The organism is Stenotrophomonas sp. 62841_Sma, from assembly GCF_056482945.1.
Window position 1 is genome coordinate 431,768 of the sequence record NZ_CM151224.1, and the last position, 16,900, is coordinate 448,667.

17 protein-coding genes are annotated in these 16,900 nt (G+C 63.0%); 8 read left to right on the forward strand and 9 right to left on the reverse strand.

All coding sequences use genetic code 11. The features are described from left to right. Positions 1 to 18: 18 nt before the first annotated feature. From ACZK5G_RS01955 to ACZK5G_RS01970, 4 genes are all read right to left on the reverse strand, one after another. Positions 19 to 522: a hypothetical protein gene (locus tag ACZK5G_RS01955; protein WP_004139502.1), complete on the reverse strand. Its 504-nt coding sequence runs from the start codon at positions 520 to 522 to the stop codon at positions 19 to 21. A 19-nt stretch (positions 523 to 541) separates the two neighbouring features. After that, a complete protein-coding gene (locus ACZK5G_RS01960; protein WP_049400079.1) occupies positions 542 to 1,393 on the reverse strand; it encodes a DUF2145 domain-containing protein in 852 nt (283 codons plus the stop codon). A 48-nt stretch (positions 1,394 to 1,441) separates the two neighbouring features. Beyond that, positions 1,442 to 1,669 carry a hypothetical protein gene (locus tag ACZK5G_RS01965; RefSeq protein WP_004139505.1) on the reverse strand — a complete coding sequence of 76 codons (228 nt, stop codon included), beginning with the start codon at positions 1,667 to 1,669 and terminating at the stop codon, positions 1,442 to 1,444. A gap of 242 nt (positions 1,670 to 1,911) precedes the next feature. Next, positions 1,912 to 2,877 carry a mitochondrial fission ELM1 family protein gene (locus tag ACZK5G_RS01970; RefSeq protein ID WP_478465145.1) on the reverse strand — a complete coding sequence of 322 codons (966 nt, stop codon included), beginning with the start codon at positions 2,875 to 2,877 and terminating at the stop codon, positions 1,912 to 1,914. 120 nt (positions 2,878 to 2,997) lie between these two features. On the opposite strand from ACZK5G_RS01970, the gene ACZK5G_RS01975 reads away from it, so the two are divergent. After that, positions 2,998 to 3,588 (forward strand): malonic semialdehyde reductase, encoded by a 591-nt coding sequence (locus tag ACZK5G_RS01975; RefSeq protein ID WP_004139510.1) that lies wholly within the window; start codon positions 2,998 to 3,000, stop codon positions 3,586 to 3,588. An 86-nt stretch (positions 3,589 to 3,674) separates the two neighbouring features. Further along, positions 3,675 to 4,382: a YceI family protein gene (locus ACZK5G_RS01980; RefSeq protein WP_478465146.1), complete on the forward strand. Its 708-nt coding sequence runs from the start codon at positions 3,675 to 3,677 to the stop codon at positions 4,380 to 4,382. A gap of 66 nt (positions 4,383 to 4,448) precedes the next feature. Here ACZK5G_RS01980 and ACZK5G_RS01985 read toward each other — a convergent pair whose 3' ends face one another. The 3 genes from ACZK5G_RS01985 to ACZK5G_RS01995 all read right to left on the reverse strand — a co-directional run bounded on the left by ACZK5G_RS01985 (position 4,449) and on the right by ACZK5G_RS01995 (position 7,708). Then, positions 4,449 to 5,651 (reverse strand): ISL3 family transposase, encoded by a 1,203-nt coding sequence (locus ACZK5G_RS01985; RefSeq protein WP_049422456.1) that lies wholly within the window; start codon positions 5,649 to 5,651, stop codon positions 4,449 to 4,451. A gap of 562 nt (positions 5,652 to 6,213) precedes the next feature. After that, positions 6,214 to 6,615, reverse strand: coding sequence for a hypothetical protein (locus ACZK5G_RS01990; RefSeq protein WP_478465147.1), 402 nt, complete (start codon positions 6,613 to 6,615; stop codon positions 6,214 to 6,216). Positions 6,616 to 6,763: 148 nt separating this feature from the next. After that, entirely contained in the window at positions 6,764 to 7,708 is a 945-nt protein-coding gene (locus ACZK5G_RS01995; RefSeq protein WP_478466477.1) for an IS481 family transposase, read from the reverse strand. Between the two features lie 146 nt (positions 7,709 to 7,854). Between ACZK5G_RS01995 and ACZK5G_RS02000 the strand changes: the two genes are divergently transcribed. Next, positions 7,855 to 8,688, forward strand: coding sequence for a hypothetical protein (locus ACZK5G_RS02000; RefSeq protein WP_478465148.1), 834 nt, complete (start codon positions 7,855 to 7,857; stop codon positions 8,686 to 8,688). Between the two features lie 94 nt (positions 8,689 to 8,782). Here ACZK5G_RS02000 and ACZK5G_RS02005 read toward each other — a convergent pair whose 3' ends face one another. Both ACZK5G_RS02005 and ACZK5G_RS02010 read right to left on the reverse strand, forming a co-directional pair. Then, positions 8,783 to 9,580, reverse strand: a complete 798-nt coding sequence (locus ACZK5G_RS02005; RefSeq protein WP_004139602.1) for a siderophore-interacting protein — start codon at positions 9,578 to 9,580, stop codon at positions 8,783 to 8,785. Positions 9,581 to 9,639: 59 nt separating this feature from the next. Further along, positions 9,640 to 10,200 (reverse strand): PadR family transcriptional regulator, encoded by a 561-nt coding sequence (locus tag ACZK5G_RS02010; protein ID WP_049421165.1) that lies wholly within the window; start codon positions 10,198 to 10,200, stop codon positions 9,640 to 9,642. Positions 10,201 to 10,768: 568 nt separating this feature from the next. Here ACZK5G_RS02010 and aceE point away from each other — a divergent pair. Genes aceE through ACZK5G_RS02035 form a run of 5 tightly spaced genes read left to right on the forward strand, consistent with a single transcriptional unit; the run spans position 10,769 to position 16,734 of the window. Continuing rightward, positions 10,769 to 13,456, forward strand: coding sequence for a pyruvate dehydrogenase (acetyl-transferring), homodimeric type (gene aceE / locus ACZK5G_RS02015; protein WP_197582269.1), 2,688 nt, complete (start codon positions 10,769 to 10,771; stop codon positions 13,454 to 13,456). Positions 13,457 to 13,510: 54 nt separating this feature from the next. Then, on the forward strand, positions 13,511 to 14,374 hold the full coding sequence (locus tag ACZK5G_RS02020) for a DUF4231 domain-containing protein (RefSeq protein ID WP_478465151.1): 864 nt from the start codon (positions 13,511 to 13,513) through the stop codon (positions 14,372 to 14,374). Positions 14,375 to 14,390: 16 nt separating this feature from the next. After that, positions 14,391 to 14,858 carry a TIR domain-containing protein gene (locus ACZK5G_RS02025; protein WP_478465153.1) on the forward strand — a complete coding sequence of 156 codons (468 nt, stop codon included), beginning with the start codon at positions 14,391 to 14,393 and terminating at the stop codon, positions 14,856 to 14,858. Further along, complete coding sequence (locus tag ACZK5G_RS02030) at positions 14,855 to 15,466, forward strand: Nmad2 family putative nucleotide modification protein (protein ID WP_080354129.1); 612 nt, start codon at positions 14,855 to 14,857, stop codon at positions 15,464 to 15,466. Before ACZK5G_RS02025 ends, ACZK5G_RS02030 begins: the two co-directional genes overlap by 4 nt. Positions 15,467 to 15,468: 2 nt before the next feature. Continuing rightward, a complete protein-coding gene (locus ACZK5G_RS02035; RefSeq protein ID WP_478465155.1) occupies positions 15,469 to 16,734 on the forward strand; it encodes a MazG nucleotide pyrophosphohydrolase domain-containing protein in 1,266 nt (421 codons plus the stop codon). Positions 16,735 to 16,900 lie beyond the last annotated feature (166 nt).

Below are 16,900 nucleotides of genomic sequence, written 5' to 3' on the forward strand. Positions count from 1 at the left end.
CAGGGTGGGGACGGCGGCTCAGCGCCGGGTATCGAAGATGTCGCGCGGGCCGGTGGCCTCGGGCAGGTATTCCAGTGGACGGCCCTGGTTGTCCTTCAACTGCCAGCCCTGGTCGGCGCCGGTCGGTTCGAAGTTCACGGTCTGGCCCACGGTGAACTGCACGGCGGGATCGCCGATGCCGCGCGGGTACTGCATCGATGCGGTGTTCTGCGGATCGTTGGCATCGCGCAGCAGCACTTCGCGGCGGCCATCCACGGTGGTGGCGATCGCGCTCACCTGCATCTGCGGCAGCTTGATCTGCTGCGGGCGGGCCAGCGGCTGGCCAGCGTCGGCGGCATCCTGGGCTTCCTTCGCCGCCGCCGCGCGGGCCGACGTCACCATCTGCGTGGACATCTCCAGGCTCGGTCCCTGCGGGCCCGGGTCGTGGATGATCACGATGCGGCGCTCTGCATGAGCGGCCGTGGACCAGGCCAGGCTTGCGACGATCAGCATCGGCATCAGGACGGCGGGCAGGGTACGCATGTCGTTCTCCTTGCTGGATTCAGGGCGTGGCGGCGGCAGCACCAGCTACCGGCACGTGAGGGATCACCAGTTCCTGCTGCAGCTGGCTGCGCTGGTGCAGGAAATCGAACACCGATTCCACCGTCACCACCGAATAGTTGCCGGAGATGCGTTCGCCGGCCGGATGGTCAGTGGTGGTGGCGTTGGCCACGAACAGGCGCGCACCCACGCGCTTGCCGAGGCCGATATGCAGCACGCTGGGCTGGTACTTCTGCTGGCGCAGCCACTGCTGCGCCTGTTCGCGCTTGACGATGGCCGGCGCGCCTTCGGTCTGCGCCATCGCCGCGGCCAGCACTTCCAGCACCCACTGGTTGGAGTTCTGGTAGTCGGTGGCAAACGGGTAGGCAACCACGTTGTACTTCGTTTCGTGCAGCGCCTTCGGCTGGATCGAGGGTGACACCAGCATCGCTTTCAACGCGGCACGCAGCGGCGCCGAGGGCACGCCGATGCGCAGGTCGGTATGGCCGCCGCTCTCGCCGACGAAGTTGCCCAGCCCTTCGTGGTACAGCTGCGAGCTGTCGGTCTTGCAGCGGTTGAGCAGGTGCATCGCGCGCCAGCGGCCATTGTCCTCACGCACCAGGAAGGCCAGGTGGCTGTGGCGCAGGCCGTAGCGGCTCAGGTCCTGGCCACCGCGCGCGGCCACCACCACGTCCACATCGGGCAGCGCGTCCAGGCGCTCAGCGGTGGTCCAGGCCACGTCCAGCATCGCCGCCTGCGCGGCCACGCTCGGGTAGCGCTCGCGGCATTCGGTGCTGTTGGCCCAGGCCGGTGCGGTCGCCAGCAGGCTGGCGATCAGCAGCGCGGCGCGCGGCAGGCGGGAGAAACGATCCATGTCGATACCTTCAACGGCGGGCAGGCCCGCGCGCCGATCATACGCTGCTCAGCGCAGGGGACGATCCACGCCCTTGCGCTGGAGCTCCTTGTCGCAGGCATCGCTGATCGGGGCCACCGGCAGCGGTGGGCGCTGGCCCTTCGGATCGCGCAGCGCCGGTTGTTCGCGGTACGCGTCCAACTGCTGCTGGCATTGATACGAAATCGGATCCAGCTCGGTGGGCGTGGTGGAGCAGGCCGCGAGCAGGGCCAGGGGCAGCAGGAGCAAGGTACGCATGAAGACGTTCAGAGTGATGGGGGACGCTGGACTCTAACCGCGGTACCGGATCGAAATGTTCAGAAAACGCTGGATACCCCGGTAGTGCCGGCCGCTGGCCGGCAATGTCAGGATCTTCGGTAGCGCGTAGAGCATTGCCGGCCAGCGGCCGGCACTACCGTGATGCCAGGTACCGCGTTGCCGGCCAGCGGCCGGCATTACCGTGATGCTAGGTGCCGAGGATTGCCGGCCAGCGGCCGGCACTACCCCGCTGCCAGGCGCTGTTTCACTTCTGCCGCGATCCGTGCGGTTTCGCGCAGTGGCTCGATGCGGTTGTACTGCCAGTCCAGCCAGTGCGCCTGCAGCCGGCCGCGCTCGCGCAGCTGCTGCTGGAAACGCGCCAGCCGCCCCTGCACGGTATCGGCCAGCGCCACCATCACCGGCATGCGCGTGGCGCAGGCTTCAGACAGCAGGTTCACCGAATCGGGCGAGACCACCACGCGGTTGGCCCAGCCGAGCAGGCCGCCATAAGGATTCGTACCGTCGCCGCCGTCGCCCCAGATCACGTGCGGCAGGTCGGCGAACGTTGCGCGCAGGATCTCGGCCAATGCCGGTGGCGTGCGCCGCGAAGTCGTGGCCAGCAGGCTGCCGCCCTCAGCGTGGATCTGATCGGCCAACGCCTGGAACACGCCCACCATCGCGGTCTCGTCCCAGGGCGCCAGTGGCGTCGGCCCGCCCACCAGCAGCGCGGTGCGCGGGCCGGGCAGGGTACTGAAGCCAGCGAACGCGGCGCGGCCCCAGGCCAGCCAGTCATCGTCCACCGGGTTGAGGCTGCCGAGCAGGGTCAGCACGTTGCTGCCACGCAGGGCATCGTGTTCGGGCACCACCACCATGTCCCAGTGGCGGGCATTGATGCGCGGGTCGAGGATCTGCACCACCTGGCTGCCACGTGCGCGCAGCACGCGCAGGGCGCCGGCGGCCTGGCGGCCACAGCCGATCGCCAGCGCCGGGGCCTCGGCGGCCAGTGACGCGAAAGCCTCGCCATAGCCGTTCACATCACCGGGCAGCCGCCGCGGCGACAGCCAGCGCCAGGGTGCGCGGGGCTGCAGGACCAGCGGGCGATGGGTGCCCTGGCGCAGCGCAGAGGCCAGCGCGACCGCCTGGCGGACATTGCCCGCACGGCCGTCCGTGACCGTCCAGGGCGCACTCGATCGTTTCACCTGTGGCATTAATTCGTTTCAGCCCTGCTGGGTGTTGCAACAGTCGCGACACTCTACACTGCGGCTCGTCGTTTCGCCCCGCGCCGCCCGCGGGCACTGACTTCCCTTAGCCGCCCTGGAGATCCACCGATGTCCCACGCGCTCGACGCTGCTGCCCTCGACCAGCTGTTCCGTACTGCCCGCACCCAGAACGCTTTCCTCGACAAGCCGGTCCCGGCCAGCCTGCTGCAGGAACTGTACGACCTGGTGAAGTGGGGCCCGACCGCCGCCAACACCACGCCGGCCCGCTTCGTCTTCGTCACCTCGAAGGAAGCCAAGGCCAAGCTGGCCCCGGCCCTGTCCGAAGGCAACCACGACAAGACCATGGCCGCCCCGGTCACCGTCATCATCGGCTTCGACCTGGACTTCCACGAGAAGCTGCCGTACCTGTTCCCGCACACCGATGCCAAGGCCTGGTTCGACGGCCCGCAGGAAGGCCGCCACGAAGCCGCCATCCGCAACGGCAGCCTGCAGGGCGCCTACCTGATCCTGGCCGCACGCGCGCTGGGCCTGGATGCCGGCCCGATGTCGGGCTTCGATGCGGCCAAGGTGGATGAAGCCTTCTTCGCCGGCACTTCCATCAAGTCGAATTTCCTGGTCAACCTGGGTTACGGTGACTCGGCGGGCCTGTTCCCGCGTCTGCCGCGCCTGTCGTTCGACGAAGCGGCGCGCATCGCGTAAGTCGCTGTATCGGTTTCGGGCCTGCCGTCCCGTGGCAGGCTCTTGCTGCACCGTGTACCCACCCTACGATCCGGAGAGTTCCTCAGATGAGCGCCACCCGTAAACTGCTGCTGCCGCTGGCCCTGACCCTGGCCATCGCCGCCTGCTCCAAGCCGGCCGACACCGCTGCCCCGGCTGCTGACGCTGCCGCCCCGGCCACCACCGAACAGGCTGCCACCCCGGCTGCCGATGTCGCTGCCGCCGCGCCGGCCGCCGAAGCGATCAAGATCGCCTCGGGCACCTACAAGCTGGACCCGACCCACACCGACGTGCTGGCCCAGTGGAGCCACTTCGGCTTCTCCAACCCCAGCGCGCACTTCGGCAACGTCGAAGGCACCCTGGTGTACAACGCCGAAGACGTGACCAAGTCCACCGTGGAAGTGAAGCTGCCGCTGAGCGGCCTGAACAGCTTCACCGCCAAGTTCGACGAACACCTGAAGAGCGCCGACTTCTTCGACGCCTCCAAGTTCGCCGATGCCACCTTCAAGAGCACCAAGGTGGAAGCCGCTGGCACCAACAAGCTGACCGTCACCGGCGACCTGACCATCAAGGGCATCACCAAGCCGGTCACCCTGGACGTCACCGTCAACGGCGGCGGCGAGCACCCGATGGCCAAGGTTCCGGCCGCCGGCTTCGATGCCACCACCACCCTGAAGCGCAGCGATTTCGGCGTCGGCGCGTATGCCCCGAACGTCAGCGATGAAGTGAAGATCCGCATCACCACCGAAGCCACCGGCGAAAAGCCGGCTGCTTGATGCACCCCACTCACTCGTCGTGAGAAGGCAGAAGGCCCGCTGAAAAGCGGGCCTTCTTTTGGTTCTTCACCCAACTCCGGGGAAGGCGGCTCGGATTTTGAGGAAGAAATAGGCGTCGTCCCGGTATCCGTAGGCGACGCGCTTTATGACCTTTATCTTGTTGTTGATCCCCTCGACCAGATTCGTTCCGAGGGGCCACCGGCAATGAGCCAGAATGCCTGCCAGATAGGGCTGTAGGCGACGGACAAACGTTCGCAGGGGCTCCAGGCGGCTACGCAATGCGCGCTGTCGCCAGCTCTTCCACGCTTTTGCTGCCCAAGCCTGGCTACGGTAGCGCCAGAGCTGCTTCAAGTCGTCTTTCAGCACATAGGCCGTCAGTAGTGCCTTGTTGGCAGCCAGCAGCTCCTTGAGCTTCACTCGTTGATCTGCCGGGACATTCTGCCGGTTGCGCAGCAAGAGCCAGCGAGAGGTCTTCACCACACGCCGAGCAGGTTTGTCCTGGCGCAGCCTGTTGGCTTCATCCACGCGGACCCTGTCGATGACCTCCCGGCCGTATTTGGCCACCACATGGAACAGGTCGTAGACCACTTCGGCATTTGGGCATTGGGCTTTCACTTCTAGGTCGAATGCCGAATTCATGTCCATGGCGACCGCTTGGATACGTTCGCAGCCCTCCCGGCCCAACAGCTCGAAAAAGGGGCGAACATCCGCTCGGCTACGACCACGCCCAACCCATAGCACTCGTTTGCGGGACGGCTCTACTATCACCGTGGCGTAGCGATGGCCCTTCTGGATCGCGAATTCGTCCATTGCAAGAATACGGATTCCGGAGAGGTCCACCGGTCCCAACGTCTGCTGCAAGTGCCTGAAATCAAGCGCCTTGACGGTTTTCCAGTCCAGTCCGTGCCATCTGGCTGTGGCATGGATCGACGTGGTAGCACACATCTGTGCAACGCTCTTTGCGAGTCGTTGCGTGACCCGGCAGTGCCGATCCAGCCAGTCCAGATGCTCCAGCTTCGGCCCGCAACGAGGGCAGGCCACGCGCTGCCGCTGCACCTCCAGCTCGACCGGCTCATCGAAAACAGGCAGATCACGGATACGCCGGATCACATGGTCGTGGATGGAGGTAACCCACTTGGAACAGCCGCTGCAGCGGTGCCTGCGGCGTCCATCGGGAAGCAGCGAAAGTACCAGCCACGAGACCCCATGACGAACCTCGCGTCTCCAACCATCCAGGCGATACCCCGCCCAGTCCCCCAACAACGGCATACAATCCAGCTTGGCCACGGCCGGCCCCAGTTTGTAGTCTCGACAACCACAATCTAGCGGGTCGGCCGTGAGCCTCTCCCCTCACATGGGAGAAGAACCCTTCTTTTTGGGGCGTGGGGGACGCCTTGGTAGATGCCAACCTTGGTTGGCACACGAGCACTCCGCAGGCCAACCAAGGTTGGCCACTACCGGTTCATGCAGGGCCGGAGAGTGCTTTGGTAGGTGCCAACCTTGGTTGGCACACGAGCACTCCGCGGGCCAACCAAGGTTGGCCACTACCGGTTCATGCAGGGCCGGAGAGTGCTTTGGTAGGTGCCAACCTTGGTTGGCACACGAGCACTCCGCAGGCCAACCGAGGTTGGCCACTACCGGTTCATGCAGGGCGGGAGAGTGCTTTGGTAGGTGCCAACCTTGGTTGGCACACGAGCACTCCGCGGGCCAACCAAGGTTGGCCACTACCGGTTCATGCAGGGCCGGAGAGTGCTTTGGTAGGTGCCAACCTTGGTTGGCACACGAGCATTTCGCGGGCCAACCAAGGTTGGCCACTACCGGGTACGCGGGTTCAGCGCAGCGCGCCCAACCATGCCACGCACGCTTCGCTCGGGCTCTGCTTGGCCTTCACCGTCATCCCGCTCACGCGCACGAAGGTCTGCGCCGCCTGCGCCACGACCTGGCGTGCGATCAGCGCGGCCTGCTTGGTCGCGGCCTGCTGCTTGCGCAGCTGCACGATGTTGATCGAAGGCCGGCCCACCGGCGCGTACTTCTGGTCGCGGCGCAGCACATCGGCCACCTGCGCCACTTCGAATTCGGCCTGCAGGTAGCGGTGTTGTGCTTCCACCAGCTCACGCAGCGGTGCGCGCAGGGCAGCGGTGTCGGCGAAGGCGGCCAGGGCCGCATCGCAGGCGGCTTCATCGGCAAAGCGGGTACGCAGCGCATCCACGCTGGCCAGGGTCAGTTTGGCCATGTGGCCCTCGTTGCTGCAGGAAAGGGGCGCGATTGTCGCATTGCTTGGCGTGCTCCGGGCCGGGAGGCTTTCGCTTTGGTAGAGTCGACTGTTAGTCGACTGCTCTTGGCGCAATGCCGGAAACCCCCGCGCTGCGCGCGATAGTCGACTAACTGTGTAAACCCACTACGTTGTTCAGCGGCACTCTGGAGATAGGTGGCTGGCCGCCGATCGCCATATGGGGACGGTGCCAGTTGTAGTGGTGCAGCCATTGGTTCAGAACGGAATTGCGCTGGTCCGAGGATGCGTACTCGCAGGCGTAGGCCCACTCGCGCAGGCTGGTCTGGATGAAGCGCTCGGCTTTGCCATTGGTCCGCGGCGTGTAGGGCTTGGTTCTGATGTGCTTGATTCCAAGGGATTTGAGCAGCTTGGCAAAGGCGGTGGAGCGATAGCAGGCACCGTTGTCGGTCAGGATCCGCTTGAAGGTGATTCCCAGGCTGGCGTAGTACTCCAGAGCGCCCAGCAACGCCTGGCAGGCGGTTTCGCCCTGTTCGTTGGGGTGGACGCTGCTGAAGGCCACTCGGGAGTGATCGTCGATGGCCACGTGGACGTAGCCCCAGCCACCGCCCGCGGCGTTTCCCCGGCGTTTGGCATCGGTTCTGTGCCCTGGCCGCTGGAAGTTGCCCAGCTTCTTGATGTCCAGGTGCAGCAGCCCTCCTGGCTGATCATATTCGTATCGGATGACCTCCTTGGGCGGATCAAGCTGACACAGCCGATTGAGGCCGTGGGCGCGCATCAGCCTTGAAATCGTACTGTGGCCGACCCCCAGTGCCTTGGAGATGGTCAGGTAGGTCTGCCGCTTACGGCGGCGTTCCTTGATCTGCTCGACCACCAGCTCCGGTGTGGCGTGCGGCGTCTGGTGAGGCTTTGAGCTGCGGTTCTCCAAGCCCGATGGCCCCAACTCCCGGAATCGGCCCAGCCATTTGTAAGCCGTACGCACGCTGACGCCACACGCCTGAGCTGCTTCTTCCGGGCGCAGGCCCTCGTGAAGAATGCGGTGAACAAGAAGTGCTCGACTATGGACGGTCAAACGGGCATTTTTATGGTGGTTCATCCGGGCTCTTTGGGGTCTGGAAAGGTGTGGTAACCGCCATTTTCCAAAGATGTCCCGGATGAACAACCTACAGAGAGATCACAACTAACAGTCGACTCTACCTGGCTGGCATTTCAGGCGCAGCCGCATCCACGGAAGGAAGACCCATGCAGGACACGCAGTACTGGTTGAACGAATTCTGGACGGGCCTGAGCGTGCTCGATCTGCTGGGCGGCAGCGTGCTCGGTACGCTGCTTGGCCTGGTGCTGGGCATCTTTGCCTGGCGCTGGCTGCACCGCCAGGGTTGGTTGCAGCGGCGCAAGCGCTGGCATCACTGGCTGCTGGCCAGCTACGTGGTGCTGCTGCCGCTGGCCACCGCCTTCTTCGGCCTGCAGCTGGGCTTTACTGCTGGCGCGCACCGCGCGCTGTTCAAGCAGCTCGATCATTTCCAGCCGCACCTGCAGACCCTGGTGGAAGGCTGGAGCGAAGGCTTCACCGATTCGCTGGACGACCCGCGCATGCGCGAGGCATTGCGCAGCCAGGGCACGGTGGGGGATGTGGCCGATACCATCGCTTCGGCCTACCTCAGCGAACATCCGTTGCCCGGTCTTGATCGTCTTGGCAACGGCCCGTTGGCGCGCGGCACCGGTTGGGTGATCGGCAAAGTGCGCGAAGGCCTGCTGCGCGGCATGGTGGAAGACACGCTGGTGGACAAGGCCGGCACGCTCGGCCTGGAGCCCAAGGTGGTGCGCGAGGCGCTGACCATGCACGTCGATGAGCTGCTGCACACCCGTGGCGTGCTGCGGCTGGTGAAGGCGCAGATCAACGGCATGATGCCCGGCGTGTACTTCGGGCTGCTGTTGCCGTTGCTGATCATCGCGCTGCTGGTGGCGCTGGAGATCTGGGCCGCGCAGCTGTTCGGGTGGAAGCGGCAGGTGGCATCCAACGCGGTAGTGCCGGCCGCTGGCCGGCAATTGCAGGTTCCTGCCGAGGGTTCATGAGGTTGCCGGCCAGCGGCCGGCACTACCCATCGGAGGGCGTGCGGACCAACGGTCCGCACCCACCAAGCAGGGTCCGCACCCACCGGCTGCCCGGTCAATCGCCGTCGGTTTCGTCCGGGTGGGCCTTCCAGTAGCCGGTCGAGCGGATCCAGTCGCGCGGCACGCCCAGGTGGCCTTCGATGAACTTGCGCATCATCCGGGCGCGGCGCGATTCGGTGGCGATCCAGTAGAAGACATCGCCGTCCGGTGCTTCGAAGTCGGTCAGCATGTCTTCCAGCAGCGTGCTGCTGGCCGCGGGGAAGCCATTGCGCTCCAGCCAGTGGATACGCACGTTCTCGTACTGCGGCAGGTCCTGGCGTTCGGCTTCATCGCTCACTTCGATGAAGGCCTGCACCTCGGCATCCTCCGGCAGCACGTCCAGCCAGCGGGCGATGGCCGGCAGCGCGGTTTCATCGCCGATCAGCACATAGGCGTCGTAGCTGTCGGCCACCACGAACGAGCCGCGCGGGCCGCCGATCACCAGCGTGTCGCCAGCCTTGGCCTGCTCGGCCCATGGCCCGGCAATGCCCTGGTCGTGCAGCACGAAGTCGATGGCCAGCTCGCCGGTTTCGTGGTCCCACCAGCGCGGGGTGTAGTCGCGGGCCGGTGAGGGCTCCTTGCCGGCCGGATAGCTGCGGCCTTCGGCAGTGACCACCGGCAGCACCATCTCGCCGCTGGCATTGGGGAAGAACAGCTTGATGTGGTCGTCAGCGCCGGGCGAATCGAAACCGGCCAGCTCGGCGCCGCCCAGCACGATGCGGCGCATGTGCGGGGTGACCTCTTCGGTGCGCAGCACGGTCAGTTCACGGAAGCGCACATCCAGGCGCAGGCGCGTGTTGTTGTGTTCGGTCATGGGGTTACCTGTAAAGGTGTCGCGCGGGGGCGCGCGGCGTAGGGGCGACCTGGCTGGAGTCAGTCTGGCTGGGTCGTAGAAAAGGGTGGGCTCTCGCTACCGGCCGTACCGTTGAGCAGCGCGGATGCCCGCGTCAGCAGCGCCGCTACTTCTTCCGCCTCGCCCTCGGCCCAGCGGCCGTGGTGATGCACCAGCGCCCGCTTGAACTCGCGCAGTGCGCCGGCCAGCGGCGGCGGCAGCGAGGCCTTGGTGATCTCGCGGGCACGGTCGAAGGCACGCCGCTGCGCCAAGCGCACCTGGGTGCGTTGCACCTTCAGCTCGAACTCGCCGGCGGTGGTGATGCGGAAGATCCGCTTGCCGTCCACTTCCTCGGCCTCGATCCAGCCGGCCTGCTCGAAGCTGGCCAGCAACGGGTACATGGTGCCGGCGCTGGGCGTGTAGGCCTGCATGAACTGGTTGCTGATCAGCTGCATCAGCTCGTAGCCGTGGCGCGGCTGCTCGCCGATCAGGGCCAGCACCAGCAGGCGCAGGTCGCCGCGGCTGAGCACCCGCGGCTGGCCGTTGCGGCGTGGCACTTCCGGATTGGTGGAACGGGCTCTGGGAGAAGCGGTACGGCTCATTTCGATATATCGGTAAACGAGTGTGCAAACGATATATCGATATATCGAAGCCGACAATCATCGATCCGGCCACAAGCAGGTCAGTTTTGGGCCACGGCCGGCCCCGCGCACAGCAAAAGGGGCGCCCCTTGCGAGGCGCCCCGGGCAACACTGTGGAAGGGAGTGAGGCAGGGCCAGACGGCGGACCGAAGCGGGCGAGGCCAACACTCGAGGCCTACCCTGAGGGCAGGGCGGGGGGCGATCCAGAGGCAGGTGCGACACGTTGTCGCCCGTTCAGCGCCAGCACGCGGAGCCGATACAGGTGGGCATGGCGCTGCCCTACAACCGTCATCGGCAGCGGTAACACTGCGTCCTGCACATGGGCGCAGCGGCCCGCAAGCGACAGCCCGCGCAGCCAACAAGGCCCGCCGCAGGGCCTTCAGCGGGCCCGGCAAGCCCCTTGCGGACACTGGCCGGTTGCATCCATACGCCTGCGTAGCCAAGTGACGAAAGCCCTTGGTGCGCTACACTTTGCGGTCTAGAAATCTATACAACAGTCGCGCGCGTGCGTGCGGTTATGGGAGCGCTAATGAACTGGTTGAACGAGGTGCTGAACAACGACCCGAATCCTGTGGAAACCCAGGAGTGGATCGAGTCGTTGAAGGCCGTTATTGATGTCGAGGGCTCCGAGCGCGCGCATCAGCTGCTGGAAGGCATGGTGGAACTGACCCGTCGTTCGGGCGCCTACCTGCCGTTCTCTCCCACCACCGAGTACGTCAATACCATCGAGCCGCAGCTCGAGGCCAAGAGCCCGGGCAATGCCGAGCTGGAATGGCGCATCCGTTCGATCATCCGCTGGAACGCGATGGCCACCGTGGTCCGCGCCAACCGCAAGCCGGGTGACCTGGGCGGCCACATCGCCTCGTTCGCCTCCGGCGCCACCCTGTACGACGTGGGCTTCAACCACTTCTGGCGCGCCCCGAGCGAAAACCACCCGGGCGACCTGCTGTTCATCCAGGGCCACAGCGCCCCGGGCATCTACGCGCGTTCCTTCCTGGAAGGCCGCATCAGTGAAGAGCAGCTGGACAAGTTCCGCATGGAAGTGGACGGCGGTGGCCTGTCCTCCTACCCGCACCCGTGGCTGATGCCGGAGTACTGGCAGACCCCGACCGTGTCGATGGGCCTGGGCCCGCTGGCCGCCATCTACCAGGCGCAGTTCATGCGCTACCTGGAAAACCGTGGCCTGATCGAGAAGTCCGACCGCAAGGTGTGGTGCTTCATCGGCGACGGCGAGAGCGACGAGCCGGAAACCCTGGGTGCCATCGCCCTGGCCGGCCGTGAAGGCCTGGACAACCTGATCTTCGTGGTGAACTGCAACCTGCAGCGCCTGGACGGCCCGGTGCGTGGCAACGGCAAGATCATCCAGGAACTGGAAGGCGTGTTCCGTGGCGGCGGCTGGAACGTGATCAAGCTGCTGTGGGGCGGTTACTGGGATGCCCTGCTGGCCAAGGACAGCGACGGCGTCCTGAAGAAGCTGATGATGGAAACCGTCGACGGCGAATACCAGAACTGCAAGGCCTTCGGCGGCGCGTATACCCGCGAGCATTTCTTCGGCAAGTACCCGGAAACCGCTGCGATGGTGGCCGGCCTGAGCGACGACGACATCTGGCGCCTGAACCGTGGTGGCCACGACCCGCACAAGGTGTACGCCGCCTACCACCAGGCCGTGAACACCAAGGGCATGCCGACCGTCATCCTGGCCAAGACCGTGAAGGGTTACGGCATGGGCAGCGCCGGTGAAGCACTGAACCCGACCCACCAGACCAAGAAGCTGGACGACGAAGCGGTGCGCCACTTCCGCGACCGCTTCAACATTCCGGTGACCGACGCGCAGCTGGCCGACGGCCAGGTGCCGTTCTACCACCCGGGCCCGGATTCGCCGGAAGTGCAGTACCTGCAGGAACGCCGTGCTTCGCTGGGCGGTTACCTGCCGCAGCGTCGCCGCAAGGCCGACAAGACCTTCGTGGCGCCGAAGCTGGAAGCCTACGACCGCCTGCTGAAGAGCAGCGGCGAGCGCAGCTACTCCACCACCATGGCCTTCGTGCAGAGCCTGAACATCACCCTGCGCGACAAGGAACTGGGCCCGCACATCGTGCCGATCGTGGCCGACGAAGCCCGTACCTTCGGCATGGAAGGCCTGTTCCGTCAGATCGGCATCTACGCGCCGTTCGGCCAGAAGTACAAGCCGGTCGACGCCGACCAGCTGATGTTCTACCGCGAAGACCAGAGCGGCCAGGTGCTGCAGCAGGGCATCAGCGAGCCGGGTGCGATCAGCTCGTGGATGGCCGCCGGTACCAGCTACTCGGTCAGCAACGTGCCGATGCTGCCGTTCTACATCTACTACTCGATGTTCGGCTTCCAGCGCGTGGGCGACATCGCCTGGCAGGCAGCCGACATGCGTACCCGCGGCTTCCTGCTGGGTGGCACCGCTGGCCGCACCACGCTGAATGGTGAAGGCCTGCAGCACGAAGATGGCTTCAGCCATCTGGTGGCCGGTGGCATCCCGAACGTGCGCAGCTACGACCCGACCTTCGGCTTCGAAGTGACCGTGGTGCTGCAGCACGGCACCAAGCGCATGATGGAAGACCAGGTGGACGAGTATTACTACGTCACCCTGATGAACGAGAACTACACCCACCCGGAAATGCCGGAAGGCGCGGCCGAAGGCATCGTCAAGGGCATGTACCTGCTGACCGACGCCGGCAAGCCGAAGAAGGGCGAGCTGCGCGTGCAGCTGCTGGGTTCGGGCACCATCCTGCGCGAAGCCATTGCTGCTGCCGAGCTGCTGGACAAGGACTTCGGCGTGACCGCCGATATCTGGAGCTGCCCGAGCTTCAACGAACTGCGTCGCGATGGTTTCGACGTGGAACGTGCCAACCGCCTGCATCCGGAAGGTGAGCAGCGCAAGGCCTACGTGACCGAACTGCTGGAAGGCCGCCAGGGCCCGGCGATTGCCGCCACCGACTACGTGCGTGCGTATGCGGACCAGATCCGTGCGTTCGTGCCGATGTCTTATACGGTGCTGGGTACCGATGGGTTTGGTCGCTCGGATACGCGTGCGAACCTGCGCCGGTTCTTCGAGGTTGACCGCTACTACATCGCGCATGCCGCGATTGCGGCGCTGGCGAAGGAAGGGAAGATGACCGCGAAGGATGTGGCCCGGGCGATCAAGCAGTACAAGATTGATCCGGAGAAGGCTAACCCTGTTGGGGTTTGATTGAATAAAGGGACGGCAATCGCCGTCCCTTTTTTTTGGGGTGAGGGAGCACGGATGCGTATAGAAGACTTCCCGGCTTTGTACCGATCTGCAGACGATCTCGCAGCACGTGAGCAGCGTCGGTTCTTTCTATTGCTTCGATGCAACCTGGTCTTCTTGATTCTCGGAGCGGCACTCTCTTTCGGCTCAGTCGATCATTGGCTGATCGCGCTCCTACAGGCATTGGCGCTTCTCGCTGCGTTGGCGTTCTCAGTGGCGCTATATACCATTAGAGCTGAGCGTATTTGGTACGCCGCCCGCGCATTGGCAGAATCAACGAAAACGCTCACATGGCGATTCCTTTCGCGCGCCGAGCCATTTGACGAAGCTGACGAGGACGCGGAAAAGTTACTTCAATCTCGCCTAGCAGCGACGCTTCATCAGAACAGAGAGCTAGCAGGTCGTTTCCAGAGTGACTTGGAGGCGCGTCAGATCACTGAGCAGATGCGCTTTCTCAGGAGCAATGACCTAGCTATGCGCGTTGCGACTTATCGGCTCCACCGAATCTCGAATCAAAGGGCATGGTACGCGTCGAAGGCGAAGGAGAGTTCTTCGCGCAGTAGGGCATGTTTCGCTGTAGTTGTGGCCGCGAATACCGCCGCCGTCGCTTCTGCGCTCCTGAAGATAAAGTTTTCAGATTTTCAGTACTGGCCGACAGAGGTCCTGGTCGCAATCGCGTCCGGGGCACTGGCCTACCTGCAGTCAAAGCGATACTCTGAACTAGCCGCCTCCTATGCGTTAACCGCTCATGAGATTGGAGTCGTGGAGGAGCAGCTGGCGCAGGTGAAGGGTGAGCGGGAATTCTCCCTCTTCGTCGGAGACGCTGAGAATGCTTTCTCTAGGGAGCATACTCAGTGGGAGGCAAGAAAGGATATCTAACCAAGCAGGGGTGGGTATGAAATCAAGGAATGTTTTCGTTAGCCATATACAAGAGGACGAGGCACACATTCAGAAGCTCTATGATCTGCTTAGTCGATCGGGGTTTCAGTGCAAAGACTCGTCAATTACCTCGCAGACTCCAAATAATGCCCAGAGCGAGGATTACATAAAGTACCAGGTGATATCGCCTCAAATTGAGTGGGCTGGGGTGGTTGTCGTGCTTATTACTCCTGATACCCGGACCAGCGATTGGGTGAACTGGGAGGTGGAGCGTGCAAGCGCGTTGGGGAAGCGGATTGTAGGGATATGGGTCCATGGGGAGGGCGGTTGCGATCTCCCGGAATCCCTCGTGAAGTATGCCGATTCAGTTGTTGGGTGGAATTCGGAGCGGATCATTTCAGCCATCGAGGGGAAAGATAGTTGGGAGTGCTCAGATGGATCTGAGATGGGGGATAGGGAGATCAAGAGGATCAAATGCCAATGAGTCGCTTGTATAGCTATGTGGTGGTTAGGGACTTCGGTTTTGCGCCAAATCCATTCTCTGGATCATGTACTCTGGCTACCTGTAAGCCGAAGATACGCGGGAATGCGTCGCTAGGGGACTGGATAATTGGAGTTGGTGCCGTTTCAACAGGAAGGCAAGGCGACCTGATCTATGCTATGAAGGTTGGCGAGGCGCTGAGTTTCGATGAGTATTGGAATGATCCACGTTTTGAAGTAAAGCGGCCGGTGCTCAATGGAAGTTTAAAGCGCGCCTATGGCGACAATATCTACCATAAGGAAGCGGGCGCTTGGATTCAGTCGGACTCCCACCATAGTTTCCCGGGCGGTAGAGCCAATCTCGAAAACATGAAGCGTGACGTTAGCGCAGATAGGGTTTTAGTTGCGGATGATTTCTATTATTTCGGCGATCGTAGAGTGGCTGTTCCGATGTCTGCGAGGAAGCAGGGGAGGCATGACTTATGTCGCCCAGGCCGGGGCCACATCGTTAATATTCCGGAATCACTCAAAGATTCCTTCCTTGCCTGGCTAACGTCTAGCCATGCTGCCGGAGTCCACGGTCAGCCGGCGCAATGGAAGGGAGCCTTCTGAACATGACTCGCCTTAAGAGCGTCTTCGGTTTTGACCAATATCTGAGCTCTGCCATGAGCTCAAATCAATTTCAGGGGACAGGTGATGAGCTTTTCAAGCATAAGCTCGGCCTAATAGGTGAGGTTGGTGAGCTTTGCTCGGGGATCAAAAAAGCAAAGAGGGATGCGCTGACGGACGCAGAGGCAAGTGTCGCGTCTGAGGAAATTGGTGACATTCTCTGGTATCTGTTTGCAATAGCTAAGCATCAGAAATTTAGGATGTCGGCTTTGCTAAAATCGGCCATTAATGAAGTTGCGGCCATTCTTCGCGTGCAGCCGCTCGGGGGGAGGGACGCCGATGTAAGTTTTCGGCGTCTGACGGGCTTTGTTAACGCTAGCAAGAGCTCGGTTCAGATGGGAGAGAACGAAGCCCTTCAGCGTGCTGTTGGGCGAGCCGGTGCTCTGGTCTCGTCACCCGGTGCAGCACTTCCTGCGCTGGCTGGAATGCTAGCGGATCTTGCGCTCCTGACGCACTCCTTGAACCTCGACCTGGAGCAGGTCGCCAGAGATAATGTTGATAAGGTTCGTGCGCGGTGGCCGGGTGCAAGTCCTTCGCCATCGGAGCTCTTCGACTCAGCTTCAGATCAGAACGAGCAGCTCCCGCGTACACTTTGGGTACGGTTTGAAGAGCGAAAGGTCCGCACAGTTCCGTACGCGTTCATCTCGGTCAATGGCATTAACGTTGGAGATCGATTGACCGACAATAGCCACGAAGCAGACGACTACCGGTTTCATGATGTGTTTCACCTGGCATACGCTGCCTGCTTGGGTTGGTCGCCAGTTCTTCGCGCCCTACTTAAGCGAAAAAGAAAGTCATCGCCAGCACTTGATGAGAATGAGGACGGCGCGCGAGCGATAATAATCGAGGAGGCTATTTCCACATGGATGTTTAACATCGGGCGCGAGCATCTTTTTGCAGGGGTGCGCTTAGAGAAATTTCCTTACCCGGTTCTGAAGCAGGTTCAGTCGCTTGTTAAGGGGTATGAGGTCGAGGCGTGCCAGCCCTGGGAGTGGGCAAATGCTATCCTTATGGGGTTCGAGGTCTTCAGAACTCTGAAGGAAAAGAGAGGCGGTTATGTCGTCGCCGATCTCAACGCGCGCAGAATCACGTACAAAGGGCTTCAAGAAGTAGATGAGCTTACTGAGCACAAAGAAGTTCGTAGAGCGACTGGCAGGCGTAAGCCTGCCAAGGGTGTTCAACCCATACGCAGACGTGTGCGTAACACATGATAAGTCTGTTGAGAGTCCGCTGATTCGAAGGGCACTCCTCCTCAACTATCTAAATGCGGTCAGGGAAATTGATTCTAGGGTCATGTGGATGGGGCGGGACCTCGGCTACCGTGGAGGGCGACGGACCGGCGTCGCCCTGACTGATGAAGCGCACTTGTCCGAACTG